Annotated in this window: 18 protein-coding genes, 1 tRNA gene and 3 pseudogenes; 9 read left to right on the top strand and 13 right to left on the bottom strand. The window is 71.7% G+C overall.

The features are described from left to right. Positions 1-45: 45 nt before the first annotated feature. Genes LRS07_RS20510 through LRS07_RS20495 form a run of 4 tightly spaced genes read right to left on the bottom strand, consistent with a single transcriptional unit; the run spans position 46 to position 4,976 of the window. Complete coding sequence (locus LRS07_RS20510; protein ID WP_260499766.1) at positions 46-1,155, bottom strand: ABC transporter permease; 1,110 nt, start codon at positions 1,153-1,155, stop codon at positions 46-48. Then, complete coding sequence (locus LRS07_RS20505; RefSeq protein WP_260499765.1) at positions 1,142-2,677, bottom strand: ABC transporter ATP-binding protein; 1,536 nt, start codon at positions 2,675-2,677, stop codon at positions 1,142-1,144. The genes LRS07_RS20510 and LRS07_RS20505 overlap by 14 nt, the downstream gene beginning before the upstream one ends. Next, a complete protein-coding gene (gene guaD, locus LRS07_RS20500; RefSeq protein WP_260499764.1) occupies positions 2,674-3,990 on the bottom strand; it encodes a guanine deaminase in 1,317 nt (438 codons plus the stop codon). Before guaD ends, LRS07_RS20505 begins: the two co-directional genes overlap by 4 nt. Continuing rightward, positions 3,987-4,976, bottom strand: a complete 990-nt coding sequence (locus LRS07_RS20495; protein ID WP_260499763.1) for a LysR family transcriptional regulator — start codon at positions 4,974-4,976, stop codon at positions 3,987-3,989. Before LRS07_RS20495 ends, guaD begins: the two co-directional genes overlap by 4 nt. 73 nt (positions 4,977-5,049) lie before the next feature. Here LRS07_RS20495 and xdhA point away from each other — a divergent pair, with 73 nt between their 5' ends. From xdhA to xdhC, 3 genes are read left to right on the top strand one after another with little or no spacing between them, the layout of a single operon-like run. Next, positions 5,050-6,552, top strand: coding sequence for a xanthine dehydrogenase small subunit (xdhA, locus tag LRS07_RS20490; RefSeq protein ID WP_260499762.1), 1,503 nt, complete (start codon positions 5,050-5,052; stop codon positions 6,550-6,552). Continuing rightward, positions 6,549-8,909, top strand: a complete 2,361-nt coding sequence (gene xdhB / locus LRS07_RS20485) for a xanthine dehydrogenase molybdopterin binding subunit (protein WP_260499761.1) — start codon at positions 6,549-6,551, stop codon at positions 8,907-8,909. Before xdhA ends, xdhB begins: the two co-directional genes overlap by 4 nt. Positions 8,910-8,911: 2 nt before the next feature. Beyond that, positions 8,912-9,727 carry a xanthine dehydrogenase accessory protein XdhC gene (gene xdhC, locus LRS07_RS20480; protein ID WP_260499760.1) on the top strand — a complete coding sequence of 272 codons (816 nt, stop codon included), beginning with the start codon at positions 8,912-8,914 and terminating at the stop codon, positions 9,725-9,727. On the opposite strand, the pseudogene LRS07_RS20475 reads toward xdhC, so the two are convergent. Next, a pseudogene (locus LRS07_RS20475) lies at positions 9,699-10,734 on the bottom strand (CDP-6-deoxy-delta-3,4-glucoseen reductase). The gene xdhC and the pseudogene LRS07_RS20475 overlap by 29 nt on opposite strands. A gap of 64 nt (positions 10,735-10,798) precedes the next feature. On the opposite strand from LRS07_RS20475, the gene LRS07_RS20470 reads away from it, so the two are divergent. Beyond that, the gene (locus LRS07_RS20470) at positions 10,799-11,707 is read left to right on the top strand and encodes an NAD-dependent epimerase/dehydratase family protein (RefSeq protein ID WP_260499759.1); all 909 of its coding nucleotides are present in this window, start codon (positions 10,799-10,801) and stop codon (positions 11,705-11,707) included. Positions 11,708-11,725: 18 nt separating this feature from the next. On the opposite strand, the gene LRS07_RS20465 is transcribed toward LRS07_RS20470, so the two are convergent. The 3 genes from LRS07_RS20465 to LRS07_RS20455 form a co-directional block, all read right to left on the bottom strand. Beyond that, on the bottom strand, positions 11,726-12,781 hold the full coding sequence (locus LRS07_RS20465) for a S1C family serine protease (RefSeq protein WP_260499758.1): 1,056 nt from the start codon (positions 12,779-12,781) through the stop codon (positions 11,726-11,728). A gap of 145 nt (positions 12,782-12,926) precedes the next feature. After that, a complete protein-coding gene (locus LRS07_RS20460; protein WP_260499757.1) occupies positions 12,927-13,544 on the bottom strand; it encodes a rhomboid family intramembrane serine protease in 618 nt (205 codons plus the stop codon). A gap of 83 nt (positions 13,545-13,627) precedes the next feature. Next, a tRNA-Leu gene (locus tag LRS07_RS20455) sits at positions 13,628-13,712 on the bottom strand. A 119-nt stretch (positions 13,713-13,831) separates the two neighbouring features. Between LRS07_RS20455 and cysM the strand changes: the two genes are divergently transcribed. The 3 genes from cysM to LRS07_RS20440 are packed head-to-tail and all read left to right on the top strand — an operon-like array spanning position 13,832 to position 15,515. Beyond that, positions 13,832-14,737 carry a cysteine synthase CysM gene (gene cysM / locus LRS07_RS20450; protein WP_260499756.1) on the top strand — a complete coding sequence of 302 codons (906 nt, stop codon included), beginning with the start codon at positions 13,832-13,834 and terminating at the stop codon, positions 14,735-14,737. Next, the gene (locus LRS07_RS20445; RefSeq protein ID WP_260499755.1) at positions 14,734-15,258 is read left to right on the top strand and encodes an NUDIX hydrolase; all 525 of its coding nucleotides are present in this window, start codon (positions 14,734-14,736) and stop codon (positions 15,256-15,258) included. Before cysM ends, LRS07_RS20445 begins: the two co-directional genes overlap by 4 nt. Positions 15,259-15,287: 29 nt before the next feature. Beyond that, a complete protein-coding gene (locus LRS07_RS20440) occupies positions 15,288-15,515 on the top strand; it encodes a sulfurtransferase TusA family protein (protein WP_260499754.1) in 228 nt (75 codons plus the stop codon). A 107-nt stretch (positions 15,516-15,622) separates the two neighbouring features. Here the strand turns inward: LRS07_RS20440 and galU are convergent, their stop codons facing one another. Beyond that, complete coding sequence (gene galU / locus LRS07_RS20435) at positions 15,623-16,489, bottom strand: UTP--glucose-1-phosphate uridylyltransferase GalU (RefSeq protein WP_260499753.1); 867 nt, start codon at positions 16,487-16,489, stop codon at positions 15,623-15,625. Positions 16,490-16,573: 84 nt separating this feature from the next. Between galU and LRS07_RS20430 the strand changes: the two genes are divergently transcribed. Then, the gene (locus LRS07_RS20430) at positions 16,574-17,554 is read left to right on the top strand and encodes an NAD(P)-dependent oxidoreductase (RefSeq protein WP_260499752.1); all 981 of its coding nucleotides are present in this window, start codon (positions 16,574-16,576) and stop codon (positions 17,552-17,554) included. Here LRS07_RS20430 and LRS07_RS20425 read toward each other — a convergent pair. From LRS07_RS20425 to LRS07_RS20415, 4 genes and pseudogenes are all read right to left on the bottom strand, one after another. After that, positions 17,496-20,336, bottom strand: coding sequence for a valine--tRNA ligase (locus tag LRS07_RS20425; protein WP_260499751.1), 2,841 nt, complete (start codon positions 20,334-20,336; stop codon positions 17,496-17,498). The two genes, LRS07_RS20430 and LRS07_RS20425, sit on opposite strands and share 59 nt — an antisense overlap. 116 nt (positions 20,337-20,452) lie before the next feature. Then, the gene (locus LRS07_RS20420; RefSeq protein WP_260499750.1) at positions 20,453-21,430 is read right to left on the bottom strand and encodes a GMP reductase; all 978 of its coding nucleotides are present in this window, start codon (positions 21,428-21,430) and stop codon (positions 20,453-20,455) included. Between the two features lie 304 nt (positions 21,431-21,734). After that, positions 21,735-21,830 (bottom strand): annotated as a pseudogene (locus tag LRS07_RS22385) (PEP-CTERM sorting domain-containing protein); the annotation flags it as partial. A 6-nt stretch (positions 21,831-21,836) separates the two neighbouring features. After that, positions 21,837-22,340, bottom strand: a pseudogene (locus LRS07_RS20415) (DUF4114 domain-containing protein); the annotation flags it as partial. Positions 22,341-22,552: 212 nt separating this feature from the next. On the opposite strand from LRS07_RS20415, the gene LRS07_RS20410 reads away from it, so the two are divergent. After that, positions 22,553-24,976 carry a UvrD-helicase domain-containing protein gene (locus LRS07_RS20410; protein ID WP_260499748.1) on the top strand — a complete coding sequence of 808 codons (2,424 nt, stop codon included), beginning with the start codon at positions 22,553-22,555 and terminating at the stop codon, positions 24,974-24,976. Positions 24,977-24,992: the final 16 nt, after the last annotated feature.

Here is a 24,992-nt window from a genome sequence, read left to right as displayed (position 1 = left end):
TGCGCCCCCTCGGGGGCCGCGAACAACGTGAGCGGGGGGTCGTCATCAGGCTTCCTTCACCGTGGCGGTGGCGGTGGTGGGCGCTGCGACCGGCCGCGCGGCCGCCTTCCAGCGCACGCGGTAATGGATCAGCGTGTCGCAGGCCAGCAGGGTGAACAGCAGCAGGCCCTGGAAGACGCCGGTCAGCGCCTTGGGCAGGCCCAGCCGCGACTGGGCCAGCTCGCCGCCGATGTAGAACATGCTCATCAGCACCGCCGAGAAGACGATGCCCACCGGGTGCAGCCGGCCGACGAAGGCGACGATGATGGCCGCGAAGCCGTAGCCGGCCGGCACGAAGGGCGTGAGCTGGCGCAGCGGCCCGGCGGCTTCCAGCGCGCCGGCCAGCCCCGCCATGCCGCCGGACACCAGCAGCGCGGTCCACAGCGCGGTGCGCGAGGAGAAGCCGGCGTAGCGCGCCGCCGCCGGCGCCAGCCCGCCCACCTGCAGCTGGAAGCCGCGGTAGGTGCGGAAGAGGAACAGCCAGCTCAGCACCACGGCCGCCAGCGCGACCAGCAGGCCGATGTTGAGCCGGCTGCCGGCCATCAGCCTGGGGATCTGGGTGACGGTGGCGAAGGTGATGGTCTGCGGGAAGTTGTAGCCCTGCGGGTCCTTCCACGGGCCGTAGACCAGGTAGGCCAGCAGCTGCTCGGCGACGTAGACCAGCATCAGGCTGACCAGGATCTCGCTGGTGTTGAAGCGGTCGCGCAGCAGGGCGACGATGGCCGCCCACAGCACGCCGCCCAGCACCCCGGCCAGCAGGATGGCCAGCACGATCCAGCGGCTGGTCTCCGCGGTCGCCTGCATCGCCACCCAGCCGCCGGCCAGTGCGCCGAGGATGTACTGCCCCTCGGCGCCGATGTTCCACAGGTTGGAGCGGTAGCACACCGCCAGGCCGAGCGCGATGAGCACCAGCGGCACCGCCTTCACCCCCACTTCGGACAGCGCGTAGACGCTCTTCACCGGCTCGACGAAGAAGACCTGCAGGCCGCGGACCGGGTCCTTGCCCAGCAGCACGAACAGGCCGATGCCGATGAGCACGGTGATGGCCAGCGCGATCAGCGGCGAGGCCACCGACATGGCCTGCGACGGCTGCGGCCGGGCCTCAAGCTTGAGCATGGGCCGCCTCCCTCGTGTCGGCCGCGGCGCCCGGCCACAGCCCGCTCATCCATTCGCCGATCTGCTCCACCGTGGCCTCGCGGGTCGGCAGGCTGGGCGACAGCCGGCCGCGCGCGATGACCACCAGCCGGTCGGCGATCTCGAACAGTTCGTCGAGCTCCTCGCTCACCACCAGCAGCGCGCAGCCGGCGTCGCGCAGCGCCAGCAGCTCGCCGCGGATCTGCGCGGCGGCGCCCACGTCCACGCCCCAGGTGGGCTGCGAGATCACCAGCACCTTGGGCTTGGCGTCGATCTCGCGGCCGACGAGGAACTTCTGCAGGTTGCCGCCGGACAGGCTCTTCGCCGCCGCGTCGGGCCCGCCGGCCTTGACCTTGAAGCGGGCGATCAGCGACTCGGCCAGGCGCCGGACCTCGCCGGTGCGCACCCAGCCGCCGCGCGACACGCCCTCGGTGCGCGTCAGCAGGGTGTTCTGCTGCAGCGACAGCGTGGGCACCGCGCCGCGGCCCAGCCGCTCCTCCGGCACGAAGTGCAGGCCCAGCCGTCGGCGCGGCACCGGCCCGCGGCGGGAGATGTCCTGGCCGAAGAGCCAGACGCTGCCGTCGGGCAGGCGCACGTCCTCGCCGGAGACGGCGGCCATCAGCTCCTGCTGGCCGTTGCCGGAGACGCCGGCGATGCCGACGATCTCGCCTTCCTTCACCTCCAGCGACAGGCCGTGCAGCGCCACGCCGAAGGGGTCGCGCTGCGGCAGGCTCAAGCCCTTGAGCGCCAGCGCCACCGCGCCCGGCTGCGTCGGCCGGTGGGTGAGCGCGGGCGGCTCGGCGCCGATCATCAGCCGCGACAGGCTGGCGTTGGTTTCGTTGGCCGGGGTCACCTCGCCGGTGACGCGGCCGCCACGCAGCACGGTGCAGGTGTGGCACAGCGCGCGGATCTCGTCGAGCTTGTGGCTGATGTAGAGGATGGAACAGCCCTGCGCGGCCAGCTGCCGCAGGGTGATGAAGAGCTTGTCCACCGCCTGCGGGGTGAGCACCGAGGTCGGCTCGTCGAGGATGAGCAGCTGCGGCGACGTCATCAGCGAGCGCACGATCTCCACCCGCTGGCGCTCGCCCACCGACAGGGTGTGCACCGGCCGCAGCGGGTCCACCTCCAGGCCGTAGTCGGCGGCCACCTGGGTGATGCGCCGGGTGACCTCGGGCAGCGGCTTCGTCTTGTCGAGGCCCAGCCAGACGTTCTCGGCCACGCTCAGCGTGTCGAACAGCGAGAAGTGCTGGAACACCATGGCGATGCCCAGCGCCCGCGCCTCCTGCGGGTTGCGGATGTCCACCGGCTGGCCGTTGACGCGGATCTCGCCGGCGTCGGGCCGCACCGCGCCGTAGATGATCTTCATCAGCGTGGACTTGCCGGCGCCGTTCTCGCCCAGCACGGCGTGGATCTCGCCGGGCCTGACCTTCAGCGACACCGCGTCGTTGGCGCGCACCGCGGGGTACTGCTTGGTGATGCCTTGCAGCTCGAGTCGCAGGGTCATGGCTGGCTCCTGGTCACCACCGGCCGGCCCGCCACCCAGGTGGCCACCAGGTTCCGGTCGTCGCCCAGCGTCATCCAGGCGAACAGCCGGTCGTGCAGGTCGCGCGCCACCTGCTGGCGGCGGCGCGACACCGGGTCGCTGGCCCAGTCCCAGATGGCGAGGTCGGCGGTGGCGCCGACGTCCAGGCTGCCGATCTCCTGCTCCAGCCTGAGCGCCCGCGCGGCGCCGCGGGTGGCGGTGTACAGGCACTTGAAGGCGGTGAGCCGGCGGCCGCGCATCGCCTGCACCTTGTAGCCGTCGGCCATGGTGCGCAGCATGGACAGGCTGGTGCCGCCGCCCACGTCGCAGCCGAAGCTGACGTTCACGCCGCCAGCCTCGGCCGCGGCCCAGTCGAACAGGCCGCTGCCGAGGAAGAGGTTGGACGACGGGCAGTGCGCCACCTGGGCCCCGGCCGCGGCCAGCGCCTGCCGGTCGGCCTCGTCCAGCCAGATGCCATGGGCGAAGATGGAGCGGTCGTGCAGCAGGCCGAAGCGGGCGTAGACGTCGAGGTAGCTGCGCGCCTCGGGGAAGAGTTCGGCCACCCAGCGCACCTCGTCGGTGTTCTCGGCGACGTGGGTCTGCATGTACAGGCCGGGCACCTCGCCAACGAGGCGGCCGGCCAGGCGCATCTGCTCGGGCGTGCTGGTGACGGCGAAGCGCGGCGTCACCGCATAGGCCAGCCGGCCGCGGCCGTGCCAGCGCTCGATCAGCGCCCGGTTGTCGGCGTCGCTGGCGGCGGCTTCGTCGCGCAGGAACTCGGGGGCGTGGCGGTCCATCAGCACCTTGCCGGCGATGAGCCGCATGCCGCGCGCCTCGGCCTGCGCGAAGAGCGCGTCCACCGACGACACGTGCACCGTCGGGAACACCGCGGCGGTGGTGGTGCCGGTGGCCAGCAGCGCGTCGAGGAACAGCGACGAGATGGCCTCGGCGTGCGCCGCGTCGCCCATGCGGCGCTCGGCGGGGAAGGTGTGCGTCTCCAGCCAGTCGAGCAGCGCGGTGCCGTGGGCGCCGATGACGTCGATCTGGCCGCTGTGCAGGTGGGTGTCGATGAAGCCGGGCAGGACGAGGCGGCCGGTGTGGTCCTCGACCTGCCAGTCGCCCTGCAGCGGCTCGCTGGCCGGCTGCGCGCCGGCGATGCGGCCCTGCTCGTCGATCAGCAGCCAGTGGTCGGGCCGCCAGCGCACGCCGGGGCCGTTGACGTCCTCCAGGCCGGGGTCGGCGGTGAAGTCGAGCAGGTCCGCACGGATGGCGCGGCGGCGCAGGGCGGTCGTCATGCCACCGCCCTCTCGCGCCCGGCGCGCGGCGACGCCTGCACCAGCGACCGCGCCACGTCGCGCACCTGTTCGCGCAGCCAGCGCAGCGCGGGCGAGGCATGGCTGCGTTCGTGCCAGAGCTGGTAATAGACCATCGGCGGAAAGGCCACCGGGCAGCGCACGATGCGCAGCGGCAGGCCGGCGTCGAGGAAGCGCTGGCAGAACTGGCGGCCGGTGGTGAGCACCAGCAGGCTGTCGGCCACCATGGCGGGGATGAGGCCGAAGTGCGAGCTGCGCACCACGATGCGCCGTTTGAGGCCCAGGCGGTCCAGGTGCTCGTCGATCACACCGCGGGCGCCGGGGTGGGTGGCGGTGGGGGCGATGTGCTCGCCGTCGAGGTAGCGCTCCACGGTCCAGCCGCGCCCGGCGGCGGCGCGGGCCAGCGGATGGTCGCGGGCCATCAGGCAGACCACTTCGTCGCTCATCAGCCGACCCAGGTGCAGGTCGGGCGGCGGCTGCAGCCAGTTGCCGATCACCAGGTCGACCTCGCCCTCGGCCAGCCGCCGGGGGTAGTCGAAATCGGCCGACAGCGGCTGCAGCTCCAGCGTCACGCCCGGCGCCGCGCGCTTGAGCGCCACCACCAGCCGCGGCAGGAAGTGCGGGTCGAGGTAGTCGCTGGCGGCGACGCGCACCTGCAGGGCGCTCTGCGCGGCGTCGAAGCCGGCGCCGCGGCGGCGCGGGCCGAACAACTGGTCGGCTTCTTGCAGCAGCCGCGCCGCATGGTCGACCATCTGCAACGCGCCCTCGGTGGGCGACAGGCCGGCGCCGGCGCGCACCAGCAGCGCGTCGCCGGTCAGCGCGCGCAGCCGCTTGAGCTGCGCGCTGACGGCCGGCTGCGTGCTGTGCAGCCGCATGGCCGCCCGCGAGACGCTGCGCTCGGTGATCACGGTGTGCAGGACCCTGACAAGATGGAGGTCGATCTTGGCGAGCGATGCGTGGGTTGGCATAGGCGCGGGGCCATAAGCACTATGCGGGCCATCGTATACCGGCCGGTGCCCGACGCTGTATCTTGGACCCGCCATGGCTGAACCTTCCACCCGCCCGATCCGCTTCGTCCACCGCGGGCAGACCGTCCAGGTCGGCGACGCGGCCACCACCCGCACGCTGCTCGACTGGCTGCGCGAGGACGCCCACTGCACCGGCACCAAGGAGGGCTGCGCCGAGGGCGACTGCGGCGCCTGCACCGTGGTGGTGGCCGAGCGCGTCGCCGGCGGCGGCCTGGCGCTGCGCCCGGTCAACGCCTGCATCCAGTTCCTGCCGGCGCTGGACGGCAAGGCGGTGCTGACGGTGGAGGACGTGGGCGACCCCGGCGCGCTGCACCCGGCGCAGCAGGCCATGGTCGACTGCCACGGCTCGCAGTGCGGCTTCTGCACCCCCGGCTTCGTGATGAGCCTGGTGGCCACCTACGAACGCCATGCCGCCGCCGGCAGCCGGCCGACGCGGCAGCAGCTCGCCGACGACCTGGCCGGCAACCTCTGCCGCTGCACCGGCTACCGGCCCATCCTCGACGCGGGCGAGGCGATGTTCGACGCGCCGGCCCGGCGGCTGGACCGCGAGGCGCTCGTCGCAGCCCTCGACACCCTCGCGGGCGACGCGCCCTTGGCCTATGAAGCCGACGGTCGCCGCTTCTGGGCGCCGCGCAGCCTCGCGCAGTTCGCCGCGCTGCGCGAGGCCCATCCCGGTGCGCGCCTGCTCGCCGGCTGCACCGACATCGGGCTGTGGGTGAACAAGCAGCACCGCGAGCTGGGCGACATCCTCTTCGTCGGCCGGGTGGCCGAACTGCAGCGCATCGAGCCGCTGCCCGGCGGCGCCCTGCGCATCGGCGCCGCGGTGCCGCTGGAGGACGCCTACGCCGCGCTCACCGCGCAGCGCCCGCAGGTGCAGACGCACTGGCTGCGCTTCGCGTCGCCGCCGGTGCGCCATGCCGGCACGCTGGTGGGCAACCTGGCCAACGGCTCGCCCATCGGCGACAGCGCGCCGCTGCTGATCGCGCTCGACGCCACGCTGCTGCTGCGCCGGGGCGCCGCCAGCCGCCGCCTGCCGCTGGAGGCCTTCTACCTCGACTACCAGAAGAACGACCTGCAGCCCGGCGAGTTCGTCGAGGCGGTGGAGGTGCCGGCACCGGCCGCGGCCGAGCGGCTGCAGGTGCACAAGCTGTCCAAGCGGTTCGACAGCGACATTTCGGCGGTGTGCGCCGGCCTGCGGGTGGAGCTGGACGCGGCCGGCGTGGTGCGCGTCGCCCGCTTCGCCTACGGCGGCATGGCCGCCACCGTGCGCCGGGCCTCCGCGGCCGAGGCGGCGGTGCTCGGCCGTCCCTGGGACGAGACGGCGGTGGAGGCCGCCTGCGCCGCGCTGGCCGCGGACTTCCGGCCGCTGACCGACCTGCGCGCCAGCGCGGACTACCGCCGCACCACCGCGGCGGCGCTGCTGCGGCGCTTCTGGCTGTCCACGCGGCTCGACGCGCCGCTGGCCGCCGAACAGCTGCAGGTCTGGCAGGGCCTGCGGCCGGAGGTGACGACATGAACAACCCGATCGACCTGCCGCTGACCGAGGCCGAGGCCGCCGTTCCGGTGGTCGGCCGCTCGCGCCCGCACGAGTCGGCGGCGCTGCACGTCAGCGGGCGGGCCACCTACACCGACGACATCGCCGAGGTGCAGGGCACCCTGCACGCGGCGCTCGGCCTGTCGCCGGTCGCCCGCGGCCGGCTGCTGGGCATCGACGTCGAGCGGCTGCGCGCGATGCCCGGCGTGGTGGCGGTGCTCACCGCGGCCGACGTGCCGGGCCTCAACGACTGCGGCCCCGTGGTGCACGACGACCCGGTGCTGGCACCGCTGACGACCGACGACCCGGCCACCGAGCTGCGCCACCTCGGCCAGCCGGTGTTCGCGGTGATCGCCGAGACGCGGCAGGCCGCCCGCCGCGCCGCCGCGCTGGCCAAGGACATGGTCCGCGTCGAGCCGCTGACCCCGGTGCTCGACCCGCGCGAGGCGCATGCCCTCGGCCAGTACGTGCTGGCGCCGATGCACCTGACCCGCGGCGACCCGCAGGCGGCGATGAAGGCCGCGCCGCATGTGCTGCAGGGCCGGCTGTCGGTGGGCGGGCAGGAGCAGTTCTACCTCGAGGGCCAGGTCAGCTATGCGCTGCCCGTCGACGACGGCGGGGTGAAGGTTCACTGCTCCACCCAGCACCCCAGCGAGATGCAGGTGGCCATCTCCCACGTGCTGGCGCTGCCGGTGCATGCGGTGCAGGTGGAGTGCCGGCGCATGGGCGGCGGCTTCGGCGGCAAGGAATCGCAGTCGGCGCTGTTCGCCTGCGTGGCCGCGCTGGCGGCGCAGAAGCTCCAGCGGCCGGTCAAGCTGCGGCCCGACCGCGACGACGACTTCCTCGTCACCGGCCGCCGCCATGGCTTCGAGTACGACTGGACCGTCGGCTTCGACAACGAGGGCCGGCTGCTGGCCGCCGAGGTGACGCTGATCGCCAACGCCGGCCATTCGGCCGACCTGAGCGGCGCGGTGCTGGGCCGCGCGCTGTGCCACTTCGACAACGCCTACTGGCTGCCGAACGTGGCCATGCACGGCTTCTGCGCCAAGACCAACACCCAGAGCAACACCGCCTTCCGCGGCTTCGGCGGTCCGCAGGGCGCCATCGCCATCGAGCATGTCGTTGACCGGGTGGCCCGCTTCCTCGGCCGCGACCCGGTGGACGTGCGGCGGCTCAACTACTACGGCGTCGGCGAGCGCCACGTCACGCCGTACCGGCAGCCGGTGACCGACAACGTGCTGCAGCCGCTGACCGACGAGTTGCTCGCCAGCAGCCAGTACCGCCGGCGACGCGAGGCGGTGGCCGCCTTCAACGCGAAGAGTCCGGTGCTGAAGAAGGGCCTGGCCTTCAGCCCGGTCAAGTTCGGCATCTCCTTCAACCTGGCGCACCTGAACCAGGCCGGCGCGCTGGTCCACCTGTACCAGGACGGCTCGGTGCTGGTGAACCACGGCGGCACCGAGATGGGCCAGGGCCTGAACACCAAGGTCGCCCAGGTGGTGGCCGAAGCGCTGGGCGTGAGCTTCGAGAAGGTGCGGGTGACCGCCACCGACACCCACAAGGTGGCCAACACGTCGGCCACCGCCGCGTCCACCGGCGCCGACCTGAACGGCAAGGCCGCGCAGGCGGCCGCGCTGACCATCCGCGAGCGGCTGGCCGCGGTGGCCGCCGACCGGCTGGGCGTGCCGGCGGAGCGCTTGAGCTTCCACGGCGACGCGGTGCACGGCGGCGGCCACCGCCTGCCGTTGGCCGCGCTGGCGCGCGAGGCCTACACCCGCCGGGTGCAGCTGTGGTCCGACGGCTTCTACGCCACCCCCGGCCTGCACTGGGACGCGAAGACGCTCACCGGCCGGCCCTTCTACTACTTCGCCTACGGCGCCGCCGTGAGCGAGGTGCTGGTCGACACGCTCACGGGCGAATGGCGGCTGCTGCAGGCCGACCTGCTGCACGACGTCGGCCGCTCGCTCAACCCGGCGCTGGACATCGGCCAGGTCGAGGGCGCCTTCGTGCAGGGCATGGGCTGGCTGACCACCGAGGAGCTGGTCTGGCACCCGCAGACCGGCCAGCTGCTGACGCACGCGCCCAGCACCTACAAGATCCCGACGGCCAACGACGTGGGCGTGTTGAAGGCGGCGCTGTTCGACAACGCCAACGCCGAGGACAGCATCCACCGCAGCAAGGCGGTGGGCGAGCCGCCGCTGCTGCTGGCGTTCTCGGTGTGGCTGGCGCTGCGCGATGCGGTGGCCGCATCGGGCGGGCCGCAGGCCGACCCGCCGCTGGACGCTCCGGCGACGCCCGAGGCCATCCTGCGGGCCGTCGAGGCGGTGCGCTCGGCGGGCTGACGATGAACGAGGCCGCGCTGCGCGGGCTGGCCGAGGACTGGCGCCTGAAGGGCCGGCGTGCCGTCGTGGTGAGCGTCGACCAGGCACAGGGCTCCGCGCCCCGCGAGGCCGGCGCCCGACTGCTGGTGGCCGAGGATGGTGCGCTGGCCGGCACCCTCGGCGGCGGGCACCTCGAACTGCAGGCCATCGCCGCCGCGCGCGAGGCGCTGCAGCGCAACGAGCCGCTGTCGGTGCGCGTCGAGCGCTTCGCGCTCGGCCCCAGCCTCGGCCAGTGCTGCGGCGGCGCAATGGTGCTGCGCCATGCACCGCTGGACGCCGCGGCGCTGGCGGCTTGGCCGGAGCCGGCCGTGCGCTTCGTGCTGCAGCTGCATGGCGCCGGCCACGTCGGCGCGGCGCTGGTCCGGGCGCTGGCCGACATCGACTGCCGCATCCAGTGGGTCGACGGCCGTGAGGCGGTGTTCCCCACCGACCTGCCGGCGCATGTGCAGCCGCTGCGCAGCGACGCGCCGGAGGACGAGGTGGCCGACGCGCCGGCGGGCGCCGCCGTGCTGGTGATGACCCACAGCCACGACCTCGACCTGCGCATCGTGCAGGCCGCGCTGCAGCGCGGTGACCTGGGCTACGTCGGCCTCATCGGCTCGGCCACCAAGCGCGCCCGCTTCGAGCGGCGGCTGCAGGCGCGCGGGCTGGACACGGGGCGGCTGGTCTGCCCGGTGGGCGTGCCGGGTCTCGAGGGCAAGGAGCCGGCGGTGATCGCGCTGGGGGTGGCGGTGCAGCTGCTGCAGCGCTTCAGCCCAGCTTGTCCGCCTTCGACGTGAAGCTGTCGGCGTAGAACTCGTCGGCCGGCAGCCCGCACTGCGCCACCAGGTCGCGTTGCGCCGACTCGACCATGATGGGCGCGCCGCAGGCGTAGACCTGGTGGCCGCGGAGGTCGGGCATGTCGGCCATCAGCGCCTGGTGGACCAGGCCGGTGCGGCCGCGCCAGCCGTCCTCGGGCCGCGCTTCGCTCAGCACCGGCACGTAGCGCAGCTGCGGCAGCTCGCGCTCCATCTGCTGCACCCAGTCGTGCAGGTAGAGGTCGCGTCGGCTGCGGCAACCCCAGTACAGCGCCACCGGCCGCTTGTCGGCCTTGTGCTTCATGTGTTCGAGGATGGCCTTGATCGGCGCGAAGCCGGTGCCGCTGGCCAGCAGGACGATGGGTTTCGTCGCCGCATCGCGCAGGTAGAAGCTGCCGAAGGGGCCCTCGATGCGCAGGATGTCGCGCGGCTTCATCGTGCCGAAGACCTGGTCGGTGAACAGGCCGCCGGGCATGTGGCGGACGTGCAGCTCGATGCCGGGCACCTCCTGCTGGGTGTGCGGCGCATTGGCCATCGAGTAGCTGCGCCGCTCGCCGTCCTTGAGCAGGAACTCGACGTACTGGCCGGGGTGGTACTGCAACACCACGTTGGCCGGCAGCTGCAGCCTGAGCAGCGCCACGTCGGGGGGCGGGCTTGTCGATGGACGTCACACGCACCGGCATCTTCTGGACCGCGTACTGGCCGGCGCCGGGCACGGTGCGGGCCTGCAGCACGCAGTCGGTCTGCGGGGTGGCGCAGCAGGTCAGCACCAGGCCGGCGGCTTCCTCCTCCGGCGTCAGGGCCTTGAGCTGGTGCGCGCCGTGGATGACGCGGCCCTCAAGCAGCTTGCTCTTGCAGGAGCCGCAGGCGCCGTCGCGGCAGCCGTAGGGCAGGCCGACGCCCTGGCGGATGGCGGCGGCCAGCAGCGCCTCGTCGCGGTCGACGGAGAAGCTGCGGCCGGCGGGCTGGACGGTGACGGTGAAGCTCATGGTGGGGCAGGGTGCAGCCCTGTCGGGCCTGTCTACACTGCCTGCGATTCTGCCCGCCCACTTCATGTCCCTTCCCGCCCGCTTCCGGCGCCGCGCGCTGCTCATCGTCGGTTGCGGCGATGTCGGCCTGCGGGTGGCGCGACAGCTCAACGGACGGTTGCGGCTGCTGGCATTGACGCACAGTGAAGAACGCGCGCCCGCGCTGCGCGCGGCCGGCGTCGTGCCGCTGCGCGGCGACCTCGACACGCCGGCCACGCTGGTGCGGCTGGCCGGCCTGGCGCCGGCGGTGCTGCACCTCGCACCGCCGCCCGGTGAAGGCGACACCGACCCGCGCACGCGGCGCCTGCTGCAGGCGCTGTCGCGAGGCACGGCGCCCGCGCGCCTGGTCTATGGCAGCACCAGCGGGGTCTACGGCGACTGCGGTGGCGCCTGGGTCGACGAGACCCGGCGACCGGCCCCGGCGACGCCGCGGGCTCGCCGACGGGTGGACGCCGAACGCCGGCTCCGTGCCTGGGGGCGCAGCGGCGGCACGGCGGTGACGGTGCTGCGCATCCCCGGCATCTACGCGCTGGACCGCCAGGGCGGCGACCCGCGCGAGCGGGTGCGTGCCGGCACGCCGGTGCTGCGGCCGGAAGACGACGTGCACACCAACCACATCCATGCCGACGACCTGGCCCGGGCCTGCGTGCTGGCGCTGTTCCGTGGCCGGCCGCAGCGGGTGGTCAACGTCGCGGACGACACCGACCGCACGGCCGGTGACCAGGCGGTGCAGGTGGCCGCGCTGTGCGGCCTGCCGCCGCCGCCGCGGATCGGCCGCGCCGAAGCGGAACGCACGCTGTCGCCGATGCGCATGAGCTTCCTGTCGGAATCACGCCGGCTGCGCAACGCGCGCCTGAAGCGCGAGCTGCGACTGCGCCTGCGCTGGCCCACGGTGGACCAGGCGCTGCGGGCGGCACCGCCCCCGGCCCCCTAGCGGACCGCGGCCGCCGGTTCAGATGCCCTTGGCCCGCGACAGCGTCTGCTCGCGGTCCACCGCCTTCAGGCGCAGCTGGGTCGGCCGCTCGCCGCGCACGATGTCCAGCGTCACCTCGCGCTCGACCTGCCCCGCCCACACCGCCTGCCACAGCGAGGCCAGGTCGGTGACCGGCCGGCCGTCGAGCGCCACGATGCGGTCACCGGGCTGCACGCCCGCCGCCTGTGCCGGGCTGTCGGGAGCCAGTCGCATGACCTGCACGCTGCCGGCCTGCTCGACGCAGTTCAGGCCCAGCCAGGCGCGGCGGCTGGCGCTGGAGCGGCCCTGGGTGCGCAGTTCGGCCAGGATGGGCTTGAGCAGGTCCACCGGCACGAACATGTTGCCCACCATGGCAGGGCCGTCGGCGCCCATGGCGTCGCGGACCAGCAGCGAGCCGATGCCCAGCAACTCGCCCCGCTGGCTGAACAGCCCGGCGCCGCTGTGGTCCGGCCGCGCCGGTGCGGTGAACAGCGCCTGCTCGATCTGGTACTCCCAGTAGCCGGTGAAGCGGCGCTGCGACACCAGCCGGGCGACGGTGATGGCCGCGCCGTCGCCGCCGCTGACCACCATCATCGGCTCCCCCGCCGCCAGCGGCCGGGCCTCGCCGAGCGGCACCGGCGCCAGCCGCAGCGGGGTCAAGGACTGCACCAGCCCGAAGCCGGTGGCCTGGTCGTAGGCGACGACCCGGGCCGGCAGCACCCGCCCGTCGTCCAGCACCAGCTGCACCTGCTCGGCCTCCAGGATCAGGTAGCCGATGGTGAGCACCAGCCCGTCGTCGCCGATGACCACGCCCGAGCCGCGTCGCAGTCGGCCGAGCGTCTGCGTGGACGGCGCGCCCTCCACCGCCTCCACCCTCAGGCCGACGACGGCGTCGCTGGCACGCGTCAGCGCCTGCACCTGGGGGTCGGCAGGTTGGGCCGGGGCGGTGGCCTGCGCGCGGGCCGCCGACGGCAGCAGCAACAGGGCGGTGAGCAGGGAGGCCAACAGCCAGGCGGCGGCGTGGCGCTGCAACGGCGCGGGATGGAACGGGCGCATCGGCGACCTCCTCATCGGCGGGCGCCGGCGGAAGATGCCGCGGCCGGCCCACGCCCGCATCACAGCACGATGTGTACCCGCGCGCCAGCGGGTCCCGGGTGCCCCCGGGGAGGCTGGGGACCCTGCGGCGCGGCGGTCGGGCCGCCTACCGCACCCGGCGTGGGCCGCGACCGCCGAAGGGCGGCTTGCCCCGCCAGTAGCGGATCATCAGGTAGCCGCCCAGCATGCCGCCCAGGTGGGCGAAGTGGGCCACGCCCATGCCGCCGGTCAGGCCCAGCAGCAGCTCGAGCGCACCGAAGACGAGCACGTACCACTTCGCCTTCATCGGGATGGGCGGGATCAGCAGCATCAGCGTGCGGTTGGGGAACAGCAGGCCGAAGGCGAGCAGCAGCCCGTACAGCCCGCCGGAGGCGCCCACCGTCGGCGACAGGCTGCCGATCACCGACGTGAAGATCAGTTGCACCGCGGCGGCGGCGAGCACGCTGGCGATCAGGAAGTGGATGTAGCGTCGCGGACCCCACAGCCGCTCCAGCTCGCTGCCGAAGGTCCACAGGCCCAGCATGTTGAAGAACAGGTGGCCGAAGCTGCCGTGCAGGAAGGCGTAGGTCAGCACCTGCCACGGCAGGAACCGCCCCGACTCCAGCGGCCACAGCGCCAGCCACAGCTCCAGCGGCAGCATGCCCATGCCCGACAGCAGCTGCAGGCAGAACACCGCCGTGCAGGCGAACAACAGGAACTTGGTGACGGGGGGCAGGGGCGGCATCGGGCGGCGTGAGAGTGAGAGCCTTCGAGGCCATGACCCGCGACAGGTTCACCGCTCGGTCCGAAGCGCCTGCGAGGGTCCGGTGGTGCCCGCGGCCAGACTCGAACTGGCACGCCTTGCGGCGGCGGATTTTGAATCCGCTACGTCTACCGATTTCGTCACGCGGGCCGGGGCTGCCGGCGGCCGGACGACAGGGTCGTCGGCCAGGGCGGCGCAGTATGCCACGCGGTCCTGCAGGGTCGCCGGGGCTGCTGCCACAATGGAAGCAGCCCCTCTTGCCTGCCCGCATGCCTGCCTACAAGACCCTGGAAGACACCATCGGCCAGACCCCGCTGGTGCGCCTCGTCCGCCTGCCCGGTGCCGAGAACGAGCGCCGCGGCAACGTGCTGCTGGCCAAGATGGAGGGCAACAACCCGGCCGGCTCGGTGAAGGACCGGCCGGCGATCAGCATGATCCGTCGTGCCGAGGAGCGCGGCGACATCCGCCCCGGCGACACGCTGATCGAGGCCACCTCGGGCAACACCGGCATCGCACTGGCGATGGCGGCGGCGATTCGCGGCTACCGCATGCTGCTCATCATGCCGGAGGACCTGTCGGTGGAGCGGGCGCAGACGATGAAGGCCTTCGGTGCGGAGCTCATCCTGACGCCGCGCTCCGGCGGCATGGAGTACGCGCGCGACCTGGCCGAGCAGATGCAGAAGGACGGCAAGGGTCGGGTGCTCGACCAGTTCGCCAACCCCGACAACCCGCGCATCCACGAGGAGACCACCGGGCCCGAGATCTGGCACGACACCGAGGGCCGGGTCACGCACTTCGTCAGCGCCATGGGCACCACCGGCACCATCACCGGCGTGTCGCACCACCTGAAGTCGAAGAAGCCGTCGGTGCGCATCGTGGGCGCACAACCATCGGAAGGCTCCCGCATCCCCGGCATCCGCAAGTGGCCCGAGGCCTACCTGCCGAAGATCTACGACCGCGAGGCGGTCGACGAACTGGTCTACGTCACCCAGGCGGACGCCGAGGACATGGCCCGCCGCATGGCACGCGAGGAAGGGCTGTTCGCCGGCATCTCCGCGGCGGGGGCCTGCTGGGCCGCGCTGCAGCTGGCGCAGACGGTGGAGAACGCGACGATCGTCTTCATCGTCTGCGACCGCGGCGACCGGTACCTGTCGACGGGCGTCTTCCCTGCATGACCTTCAGGTTCTGTCCGCAGTGCGCGGCGCCGCTGGCGTTGCGCAGCGAAGAGGAAGACAGCGGCCCGAAGGAACGCCTGCGCTGCACCGCCTGCGACTACACCCATTGGAACAACCCGACGCCGGTGCTCGCCGCCGTGGTCGAGTGCGTGGACCGCGAGGGCCGGGTGCTGCTGGCCCGCAACGCCGCCTGGACGCACCGCATGTTCGCGCTCATCACCGGCTTCATGGAGGCCGGCGAGTCGCCCGAGGACGGCATTCGGCGCGAGGTGGCCGAAGAGACGGCCCTGCAGTGCGACAGCGTCTCGCTGATCGGCGTCTACGAATTCCTGCGCATGAACCAGGTCATCATCGCCTACGCCGTGCAGGCGCGCGGCGAGATCCGGCTGTCGCCCGAGCTGGCGGAGTACAAGCTGCTGGCGCCGCAGGACATCCGCTGCTGGCGTGCCGGCACCGGCTACGCGATGGCCGACTGGCTGCGTGCCCGCGGCCACGAGCCTCGCTTCCTCGACCCCAACTGATCCCTGCCCTCACCACGTCGACACCACGCATGGACGCCCACAAGGAAATCGACACCCGCGGCCTGAACTGCCCGCTGCCCATCCTCAAGGCCAAGAAGGCCCTGGCCGACATGGCCAGCGGCGAGGTGTTGAAGGTGGTGTCCACCGATCCCGGCTCGATGCGCGACTTCCAGGCCTTCGCCAAGCAGACCGGCAACGAACTGCTGGAGCAGGCGCAGGGCAGCGACGAGTTCGTCCACTACCTGCGGCGCCGCTGAATGTCTGCCCCTCGCCCGGCGAGGACGCCGAGCGGTCCCCCGAGGGCAAACGCGGGCCGGCTCGGGGGCGGCCCGGCGCTGGGCCCGCTAGGTGCGACCGGGACGGCTCACAGCTCGAGCGTCTTCAGGTAGTCCCGGAACCCCGGGCCCAGGTCGGCGTGCTGCAACGCCAGCTCGACGTTGGCCTGCAGGAAGCCTTCCTTGCTGCCGCAGTCGTAGCGCTTGCCCTGGTAGGCGTAGGCGAAGACCTTCTCGCGGCGCAGCAGGCCGGCGATGCCGTCGGTGAGCTGGATCTCGCCACCCACGCCGCGGGGCTGGTTGGCGATCTCGCGGAACACGCCCGGCGTGAGGATGTAGCGGCCGGCCACCCCCAGGCGCGAGGGCGCGTCCGCGGGCGCCGGCTTCTCGACGATGCGGCTGACGTCGGTCAGGCGATCGTTGACCGGGGTGCCGGCGACGATGCCGTAGCGCTTGGTGTGCTCGGCCGGCACTTCCTGCACCGCCAGGATGCTGGCGTGCCAGTCGTTGAACTGGTCGACCATCTGCTTGAGCACCGGCGGCTCGCCCACCATCAGGTCGTCGGCCAGCAGCACGGCGAACGGCTCGTTGCCCACCAGGCGCTGCCCGCACAGCACGGCATGTCCAAGGCCGAGCGCCTGCGACTGGCGGACGTAGATGCATTCCATGTCGCGCGGCTTGACCGTGCGCACGATGTCCAGCAGCTCCTGCTTGCCCGCCTGTTCAAGGGCTACTTCCAGCTCGAAGGTCATGTCAAAGTGGTCTTCGATCGGCCGCTTGTGGCGGCCCGTCACGAAGATCATCTCCCGCACCCCGGCCGCGTAGGCTTCCTCCACGGCGTACTGGATCAGCGGCTTGTCCACGACCGGCAGCATTTCCTTGGGCTGCGCCTTGGTGGCCGGCAAGAACCGGGTGCCGAGCCCCGCCACGGGGAAAATGGCTTTCTGCACTAACATTTCTTAACGGGCCCGCTGTGGTGACGAGATTCATTGTGGCACTTGCCGTGCGCAACCCCCGCGACTGAGCCACGCCCGTCCCCGATGTCGGTGCTCATCCTCGAACCCCTCGACCCGGAGGTCATGCGCTGGTTGGCCGACCGCCACCCGGTGCGCTACGCGCCGGAACTGGCGGGCGACCCGCGGGCCTTCCGCCAGGCCCTGTTCAACGTGCGCGGCCTGGTCATCCCGCCGTCGACCGCGCTGGACGCGCAGGCCCTGCACTTCGCGCCGGTGCTGAAGGCGGTGGGCCGGGTCAGCGCCGGCGCCGAGAACATCGACCTCACCGCCTGCGCGCGCGCCGGCGTGGAGGTGGTGCGCAGCCTCACCGCCACCGCGCTGGCCGAGGCGGAGTTCATGATCGGCGCGTTGCTGGCCATGCTGCGCCGGGTGCCGGTGGTCAACGAAGAGGGCCTGCTGGTCGGCCGCGAACTGGGTGGCGCCACCATCGGCCTGGTGGGCCTGGTGCCCACCGCCCGCTCGCTGGCCCAGCTGCTCGCCGGCTTCGGCGCCCGCGTGGTCGGCTACGACCCGGCGGTGCACGCCAACGACCCGGTGTGGACCCGCTGGGGCGTCGAACCCCTGGGCCTGCGCGAGCTGATGGAGCAGAGCGACGGCGTGTGCGTGCAGCTCGGCTACTTCAGCCGCTACCGCGGCCTGCTCGGCGAGCGCTACCTGTCGCTGTGCCGGCCGAACCAGGTGCTGGTGAGCATCAGCCCGTCGGGCCTGTTCGAGGAGGCCGCGCTGGCCGACGCGCTCCATTCGGGCCGCATGTCGGCCGCCTGGCTGGACAGCCTGGAGCCCGGCTGGCTGGAACCGGGCCGGCCGCTGGCCGACATCGACACCCTGCAGGTGACGCCCCGCGTGGCCAGCACCACCCGCGAATCGCGGGTGCGGGCGGCCTGGGCCGTGGCGCGGCGCATCGACGAGCTGCTGACCGGCAGCACCCCGGCGCCGCGCGCCGAGTTCAGGCCGACGGCGCCAGACGACTCGCTTGATCTCGAAGCCGGCGCAGCGTCTGGCTGAAGTCCTCCAGCCGCTGCTGCTCCTGGGCGACGACGGCCGCCGGCGCCCGCGCCACGAAGCTCTCATTGGCCAGCTTGGCCTGCGCCTTCGCGATCTCGCCCTCGAGGCGAGCGACCTCCTTGGCCAGCCGCGCGCGTTCGGCCTCGACGTCGATCTCGACGTGCAGCGCCAGCCGCAGCGGGCCCTGCATCGACACCGGCGCCGCCTGCGTGGCCGCGGCGAAGGCCGCGTCGTCCAGCATGCGCACCTCGGACACCCGTGCCAGCGCCTTCAGCAGCGGTGCGGCCGCGCCGACGAAGTCGTCGTCGCCGGTGACCAGCAACGGGACGCGCTCGGCGGGTGAGAGGTTCATCTCGCCGCGCAGGCTGCGGCTGGCGGCGACCAGGCCCTTCAGGCGCTCCATCCAGGCGTCCGCCTTGTCGTCGACCCGGTCGAGTTGGGCCTTGGGGTAGGCCGCGGTGACGATGCCGCCCAGCGAATCGGTCGCACGACCGGCCACCGGGGCGACCGTCTGCCACAGCTCGGCGGTGATGAAGGGCGTGATGGGGTGCAGCAGGCGCAGCACCGTTTCCAGCACGCGGATCAGCGTGCGCCGCGTGGCACGCTGTTGTGCCTCGGTGCCGGTCTGCAGCTGCACCTTGGCGATCTCCAGGTACCAGTCGCAGTACTCGTCCCAGACGAACGAGTAGAGGGCGTTGGCGACGTTGTCGAGGCGGTAGTCGGCGAAGCCCTTCTCCACCGCCGCCTCGACCCGCTGCAGCTCGCTGGTGATCCAGCGGTCGGCGGCGCTGAACTGCAGGTAGCCGTGGAAGGGCTGGCCCGGTGCGCATTGCGCCTTGGTGTGTTCGGCCAGCCCGCAGTCCTGCCCCTCGCAATTCATCAGCACGAAGCGGGTGGCGTTCCAGAGCTTGTTGCAGAAATTGCGGTAGCCCTCGCAGCGCTTGGGATCGAAGTTGATGTTGCGACCCAGGCTGGCCAGCGCCGCGAAGGTGAAGCGCAGCGCGTCGGCGCCGTAGCCGGGAATGCCGTCGGGGAACTCCTTCTTCGTCGCTTCGCGCACCTTGGGCGCGGTCTCCGGCCGGCGCAGGCCGGTGGTCCGCTTGGCCAGCAGCGGCTCCAGCGCGATGCCGTCGATCAGGTCCACCGGGTCGAGCACGTTGCCCTCGGACTTGCTCATCTTCTTGCCCTGCGCATCGCGCACCAGGCCGTGGATGTAGACGTCCTTGAACGGCACCTTGCCGGTGAAGTGCACCGTCATCATGATCATCCGGGCGACCCAGAAGAAGATGATGTCGAAGCCGGTGACCAGCACGGTGGAGGGCAGGAACAGCGACAGCTCCTTCGTCTCCTTCGGCCAGCCCAGCGAGGAGAAGGGCACCAGGGCCGAGGAGTACCAGGTGTCGAGCACGTCCTCGTCGCGGGTCAGCTCGCCCTCGTAGCCGGCCGCCTCGGCCTTGGCTCGCGCTTGTTCTTCGCTGCGCGCCACGAAGATCTCGCCGCCGGCGCCGTACCACGCCGGGATCTGGTGGCCCCACCAGAGCTGGCGGCTGATGCACCAGTCCTGGATGTTGTTCATCCACTGGTGGTAGGTGTTCACCCATTGCTCGGGCACGAACCTGACGCGGCCGTCCTGCACCACCTCGATGGCTTCCTCGGCGATGGACTTGCCGTTCGCGCCCGGCTTGCTCATGGCGACGAACCACTGGTCGGTCAGCATCGGCTCGACCACCTGCCCGGTGCGCGCGCAGCGCGGCACCATCAGCTTGTGCTTGCGGGTCTCGACCAGCAGGCCCTGCGACTCGAGGTCGGCGACGACCTTCTTGCGCGCGACGAAGCGGTCCAGGCCGCGGTAAGGCTCGGGCACGTCGTCGGTGGTCTTCGCGTCCAGCGTGAGGATGCCGATGACGGGCAGGCCGTGTCGCTGGCCGACCGCGTAGTCGTTGAAGTCGTGCGCCGGCGTCACCTTGACCACGCCGGTGCCGAAGGCCTTGTCCACGTAGGCATCGGCGATCACGGGCACCAGGCGGCCCGTCAGCGGCAGCTTCACCTGCTTGCCGACGAAGGCGGTGTAGCGTTCGTCCTCGGGGTGCACCATCACCGCGGTGTCGCCGAGCATGGTCTCCGGCCGCGTGGTGGCCACGACCAGCTCGCCAGAGCCGTCGTCGAGCGGGTAGCGGATGTGCCAGAGGAAACCGTCCTCCTCCTCGCTTTCCACCTCCAGGTCGGAGACGGCGGACTTCAGCACCGGGTCCCAGTTGACCAGCCGCTTGCCGCGGTAGATCAGCCCCTCCTCGTACAGCTTGACGAAGGTGTCCGTCACCACCGGCGAGAGCTTCTCGTCCATGGTGAAGTACTCGTGCTGCCACGACACCGAAGCGCCCAGGCGCCGCATCTGCCGGGTGATGGTGGAGCCCGACTGCTCCTTCCATTCCCACACGCGGGCGACGAAGTTCTTGCGGCCGAGGTCGTGGCGGCTCTGGCCCTGGTCCTGCAGCTGGCGCTCGACGACGATCTGGGTGGCGATGCCCGCGTGGTCGGTGCCCGGCACCCACAGCGTGTTGAAGCCCCGCATGCGGTGGTAGCGGGTCAGCGCGTCCATGATGGTCTGGTTGAACGCGTGCCCCATGTGCAGCGTGCCCGTCACGTTGGGCGGCGGCAGCTGGATGGCGAAGGAAGGCCGCGTCTCGTCCAGCGTCGGCTCGTAGGCGCCGCTCTGCTCCCACAGCGGTCCCCAGCGGGACTCGATGGCGGCGGGTTCGAAGGACTTGGCGAGGTCGGTCATGACGGGCGGGCGGCGAGGGACGGCGGCGCGGGCGCGCGCGAAGGCGGGGATTGTAGGTAGGGCATGACGTACCACCGCCGTCGTTGCCCGGGCCCGGCGCCGAGCCCCGGGCCGCTTCACATCAGCAGGTGCTCGCCCGCGTTCTCGCCGCCGAGGATGACGTAGTTGACCTTGCGCAGGTCGGCCAGCTGCACGCCGCCGGCGTAGGACACCGAGCTCTGCAGGTCCTCCTGCATCTCGCGCAGCGTGTCGGCCAGCGTGCCCTTGATCGGCTCGAGGATGCGCTTGCCTTCGACGTGCTTGTACTCGCCCTTGTTGAAGTCCGACGCCGAGCCGAAGTACTCCTTGTAGAGCTTGCCGTCGACTTCCACCGTCTTGCCGGGCGACTCCTCCAGGCCGGCGAACAGCGAGCCGATCATCACCATGGTGGCGCCGAAGCGCACGCTCTTGGCGATGTCGCCGTGCTCGCGGATGCCGCCGTCCGCGATGATGGGCTTGCTGGCCACACGCGCGCACCACTTCAGGGCCGACAGCTGCCAGCCGCCGGTGCCGAAACCGGTCTTCAGCCGGGTGATGCACACCTTGCCGGGCCCGATGCCGACCTTGGTCGCGTCCGCGCCCCAGTTCTCCAGGTCGATCACGCCTTCGGGCGTGCCCACGTTGCCGGCGATGACGAAGGCCTGCGGCAGCTGCTGCTTGATGTGCTCGATGGTGCGGCGCACGCTGTCGGCATGGCCGTGGGCGATGTCGATGGTGATGTAGTCGGCGCCCAGGCCTTCGGCCTTCAGCCGGTCGATGACGGCGAAATCGGCCGGCTTCACCCCCGAGCTGATGGACACGAACAGGCCCTTGTCGCGCATGCGGCGCGCATACGCCACCGCGTCGAGGTCGAAGCGGTGCATGACGTAGAAGTGGCCGTTGGCGGCCAGCCACTCGGTGGTCCGTTCGTCGACCACCGTCTTCATGTTGGCCGGCACCACCGGCAGCTTGAAGCGCCGCCCACCGAAGTCCACCGAGGTGTCGCATTCCGCTCGGCTGTTCACGCGGCACTTGCGCGGCAGCAGCAGCACGTTGTCGTAGTCGAAGATGTCCATCGTCGTCGTCCGGTCACAGGAGGGTTCGGCGCGCTCTCCCCGGAAGGCCTGCGAAGGTCGGCAGGGCGGGACGGGCGGTGAGCCGTGGCGGCGCGTTGTGGCAGTGCGCGGCCCAATGGCTGCTGGGTGCGGCTGGCGGCCGGAGGCCTCGCAAGGCGCGACGGCCGACGCGTACCCGGGCGCCGATTCTACGAAGCCCGGGTCACCATGGCGCGGCGGCGGCCATGGCGGTGTCTGCTGACCGGTGGCGTGCAGACATGAAAAAGGCGGGCCGCAGCCCGCCTTTTGTCATCGCACGGTGCGCTTATTCGGCACGCTTGCGGCGACGGGCCATCCAGCCGGCGACACCCAGGCCACCCAGCATCAGAGCGTAGGTGCTCGGCTCGGGCACCACGGTGACACGGAAGACCATGTCGTTGTAGTCCTTGTCGCCGTCGGGCAGCAGGATGTCCTCGAAGCCGAGGATGAAGGTGCTGCCCTGCTCGTTGATCAGCTTGACCTGGTTGAAGTCGACACCCGTGGACAGGGTGTAGTCGTTGCTGTCCAGGATGCCGTTGGAGTTTTGGTCCACGGTCAGCGTGAAAATTGCGGGGCTCGTCACGTTGGGAATGACGACCGTGTCGCCGATGTTGGACGTGTTGTTAACAAACACGGCGCCGGCCCAGCTGATCTGATACAGCGTGTTCTCGTAGGTTGCACTATGACCCAGGAATTGGACCGTGACCGGGCCCGGGCTCGGCGAGAAGGCGATCTGCGGCGCCGCGATGGTCGGGTACAGCGGATCGGCGAGCTTTTCCAGGAAGCTGGGGCTTCCGGTGGTCAGGCTCGGGTCGTAGACGCCGAAGGGCGAGGCGCTTGCGGCGCCGGCGAAGGCCAGCAGCGCTGCTGCGGCCAGAACATTGCGTTTCATTGAAAACTCCCCCGGAGAGCTGGTGTTGGAACGTCGAGGCCAGCTACTGCTCTTTTGCCGGCGTAAGTAAGTGTGGCATGGGGGTTCGGGTTGTCACCCCCTCAAGCCAGTGGCAGTGCAGCAATTTCGCGGGATGGTGGTCGTCCCTCCCGCGCCTGAGGGTCGACCGCTCCGCGGAGCGGGCGGAATCGGCGGCTTCCTAGAATCCGGCGATGAGCAGCACCCGATCGCCCGACCTCTTCTCCTTTGCCGACGCGGAGGCGGACACGGGGGAAGGTGTGCTCCAGAACGGTGCCGGCGCCGACGGCAACCCGCTCCTGCGGCACCTGAACCCGGAGCAATTGGCGGCGGTGACGCTGCCGGCCGAGCCGGCGCTCATCCTGGCCGGGGCCGGCTCCGGCAAGACCCGCGTGCTGACCACCCGCATCGCCTGGCTGCTGCAGACGAACCAGGTGTCGCCCGGCGGGGTGATGGCGGTCACCTTCACCAACAAGGCCGCCAAGGAGATGCTGACCCGGCTGTCGGCGCTGCTGCCGGTGAACGTGCGCGGCATGTGGATCGGCACCTTCCACGGGCTGTGCAACCGCTTCCTGCGGGCGCACTGGAAGCTGGCCGGGCTGCCCCAGTCCTTCCAGATCCTCGATGCGGGGGACACCGTCTCGGCCGTCAAGCGCGTCATCAAGGGCATGGGCCTGGACGAGGAGCGCTTCGTGCCCAAGCAGGTGAGCTGGTTCATCGCCGGTCAGAAGGAGGACGGCCAGCGCCCGAAGGACCTGGTGCCGCAGGACGAGCACACCCGCCGGCTGATCGAGGTCTACCAGGCCTACGAGGACCAGTGCCAGCGCGAGGGCGTGGTCGACTTCGCCGAGCTGATGCTGCGCACCTACGAGCTGATGCGTGACAACGCCGCCGTGCGCGACCACTACCAGCGCCGTTTCCGCCATGTGCTGGTCGACGAGTTCCAGGACACCAACCGCCTGCAGTACAACTGGCTCAAGATGTTCTCGCCGCCCGGCCGCGCCGGCCACGGCACCTTCGCGGTGGGCGACGACGACCAGAGCATCTACGCCTTCCGCGGCGCCCAGGTGGGCAACATGGCCCTCTTCGAACGCGAATACCGGGTGCGCCGGGTGGTCAAGCTCGAGCGCAACTACCGCAGCTTCGGCCACATCCTCGACAGCGCCAACGAACTGATCGCGCGCAACAGCCGGCGCCTGGGCAAGAACCTGCGCACCGAGGCCGGCCCGGGCGAACCGGTGCGCGTCTACGAGGCCACTAGCGATTTCGCCGAGGCGCAGTGGTTCCTCGAGGAAGCGCAACAGCTGCACCGCGCCGGCATGCCGCGGCGCGAGATGGCCGTGCTCTACCGCAGCAACGCGCAGTCGCGGGTGATCGAGTCGGCGCTGTTCAACGCCGGCATCCCGTACCGCGTCTACGGCGGCCTGCGCTTCTTCGAGCGCGCCGAGGTGAAGCACGCGCTGGCCTACCTGCGGCTGATCGAGAACCCCAACGACGACACCAGCTACCTGCGGGTGGTCAACTTCCCGGCGCGCGGCATCGGCGCCCGCACGCTGGAGCAGCTGCAGGACGCCGCCCGCACCTCCGGGCGCAGCCTGTACCAGAGCGTCGGCGCGGTGCCGGGCAAGGCCGGCGCCAACCTGCTCGCCTTCAACCGCCTGGTCGAGGCCATGCGCGACGCCACCCGCGGCCTGACGCTGCGCGAGATCATCGAGCACGTGGTGCACGCCAGCGGCCTGGTCGACTTCTACCGTACCGAGCGGGAAGGCGCCGAGCGGCTGGAGAACCTGGACGAGCTGGTCAACGCCGCCGAGGCCTTCGTCACCCAGGAGGGCTTCGGCAAGGATGCGGTGGCGCTGCCCGTGGACGAGGCGGCGAGCGCGGACGAGCGCCTGCCGGCACCGGCGGCCGAGTACCTGACGCCGGGTGCCGAGGCGGTGGCCCGCCTCGACCTCACCCCCGACGCCGAGACCGGCGAGATCGTCTCGCCGCTGGCCGCCTTCCTCACCCACGCCGCGCTGGAGGCCGGCGACAACCAGGCCCAGGCCGGGCAGGACGCCGTCCAGATGATGACGGTGCACGCCGCCAAGGGGCTGGAGTTCGACGCCGTCTTCATCACCGGGTTGGAGGAGGGCCTGTTCCCGCACGAGAACAGCCTGTCCGACGTCGACGGGCTGGAGGAGGAGCGGCGGCTGATGTACGTCGCCATCACCCGCGCCCGCCAGCGGCTGTACCTGAGCTTCAGCCAGACCCGGCTGCTGCACGGCCAGACCCGCTACCACGTGAGGAGCCGCTTCCTGGAAGAGCTGCCCGAGGGTGCGTTGAAGTGGATCACCCCGAAGGGCGGGATGGGCGGTGCGGCGTCGCCCGGCCGCTGGGGCGGGGCGGGCGGTTGGGGCGCTGCCGCCGCCCCGGCGCCGCTGCCCCCGTCGATGGCGCAGGCCCGCGAGACGCACGGCCTGCGCACCGGCCAGGCCGTCTTCCACAACAAGTTCGGCGAGGGCGTGGTGGTCACGCTGGAAGGCCACGGCGCCGACGCCCGCGCCCAGATCAACTTCGGCCGCCACGGCATGAAGTGGCTGGCGCTGAGCGTCGCAAAGCTCACCCCCATCGCCTGAGCGCCCGCGCAGCGGC

It is taken from the genome of Aquabacterium sp. J223 (genome assembly GCF_024666615.1).
GTDB lineage: Bacteria > Pseudomonadota > Gammaproteobacteria > Burkholderiales > Burkholderiaceae_C > J223.
The sequence above is the reverse complement of the archived record's forward strand: the minus strand, read 5'-3'. Positions and strand labels throughout refer to the sequence as shown.

Bases quoted from the DNA above. Each gene is read 5' to 3' on its own strand.
- LRS07_RS20460 (WP_260499757.1), bottom strand. From the start codon at position 13,544: ATGCCGCCCCTGCCCCCCGTCACCAAGTTCCTGTTGTTCGCCTGCACG.
- LRS07_RS20440 (WP_260499754.1), top strand. From the start codon at position 15,288: ATGGACGCCCACAAGGAAATCGACACCCGCGGCCTGAACTGCCCGCTG.
- LRS07_RS20465 (WP_260499758.1), bottom strand. From the start codon at position 12,781: ATGCGCCCGTTCCATCCCGCGCCGTTGCAGCGCCACGCCGCCGCCTGG.
- LRS07_RS20425 (WP_260499751.1), bottom strand. From the start codon at position 20,336: ATGACCGACCTCGCCAAGTCCTTCGAACCCGCCGCCATCGAGTCCCGC.
- LRS07_RS20445 (WP_260499755.1), top strand. From the start codon at position 14,734: ATGACCTTCAGGTTCTGTCCGCAGTGCGCGGCGCCGCTGGCGTTGCGC.
- xdhB (WP_260499761.1), top strand. From the start codon at position 6,549: ATGAACAACCCGATCGACCTGCCGCTGACCGAGGCCGAGGCCGCCGTT.
- guaD (WP_260499764.1), bottom strand. From the start codon at position 3,990: ATGACGACCGCCCTGCGCCGCCGCGCCATCCGTGCGGACCTGCTCGAC.
- LRS07_RS20430 (WP_260499752.1), top strand. From the start codon at position 16,574: ATGTCGGTGCTCATCCTCGAACCCCTCGACCCGGAGGTCATGCGCTGG.
- LRS07_RS20505 (WP_260499765.1), bottom strand. From the start codon at position 2,677: ATGACCCTGCGACTCGAGCTGCAAGGCATCACCAAGCAGTACCCCGCG.
- galU (WP_260499753.1), bottom strand. From the start codon at position 16,489: ATGTTAGTGCAGAAAGCCATTTTCCCCGTGGCGGGGCTCGGCACCCGG.
- LRS07_RS20495 (WP_260499763.1), bottom strand. From the start codon at position 4,976: ATGCCAACCCACGCATCGCTCGCCAAGATCGACCTCCATCTTGTCAGG.
- xdhA (WP_260499762.1), top strand. From the start codon at position 5,050: ATGGCTGAACCTTCCACCCGCCCGATCCGCTTCGTCCACCGCGGGCAG.
- xdhC (WP_260499760.1), top strand. From the start codon at position 8,912: ATGAACGAGGCCGCGCTGCGCGGGCTGGCCGAGGACTGGCGCCTGAAG.
- LRS07_RS20470 (WP_260499759.1), top strand. From the start codon at position 10,799: ATGTCCCTTCCCGCCCGCTTCCGGCGCCGCGCGCTGCTCATCGTCGGT.
- LRS07_RS20420 (WP_260499750.1), bottom strand. From the start codon at position 21,430: ATGGACATCTTCGACTACGACAACGTGCTGCTGCTGCCGCGCAAGTGC.
- cysM (WP_260499756.1), top strand. From the start codon at position 13,832: ATGCCTGCCTACAAGACCCTGGAAGACACCATCGGCCAGACCCCGCTG.
- LRS07_RS20510 (WP_260499766.1), bottom strand. From the start codon at position 1,155: ATGCTCAAGCTTGAGGCCCGGCCGCAGCCGTCGCAGGCCATGTCGGTG.
- LRS07_RS20410 (WP_260499748.1), top strand. From the start codon at position 22,553: ATGAGCAGCACCCGATCGCCCGACCTCTTCTCCTTTGCCGACGCGGAG.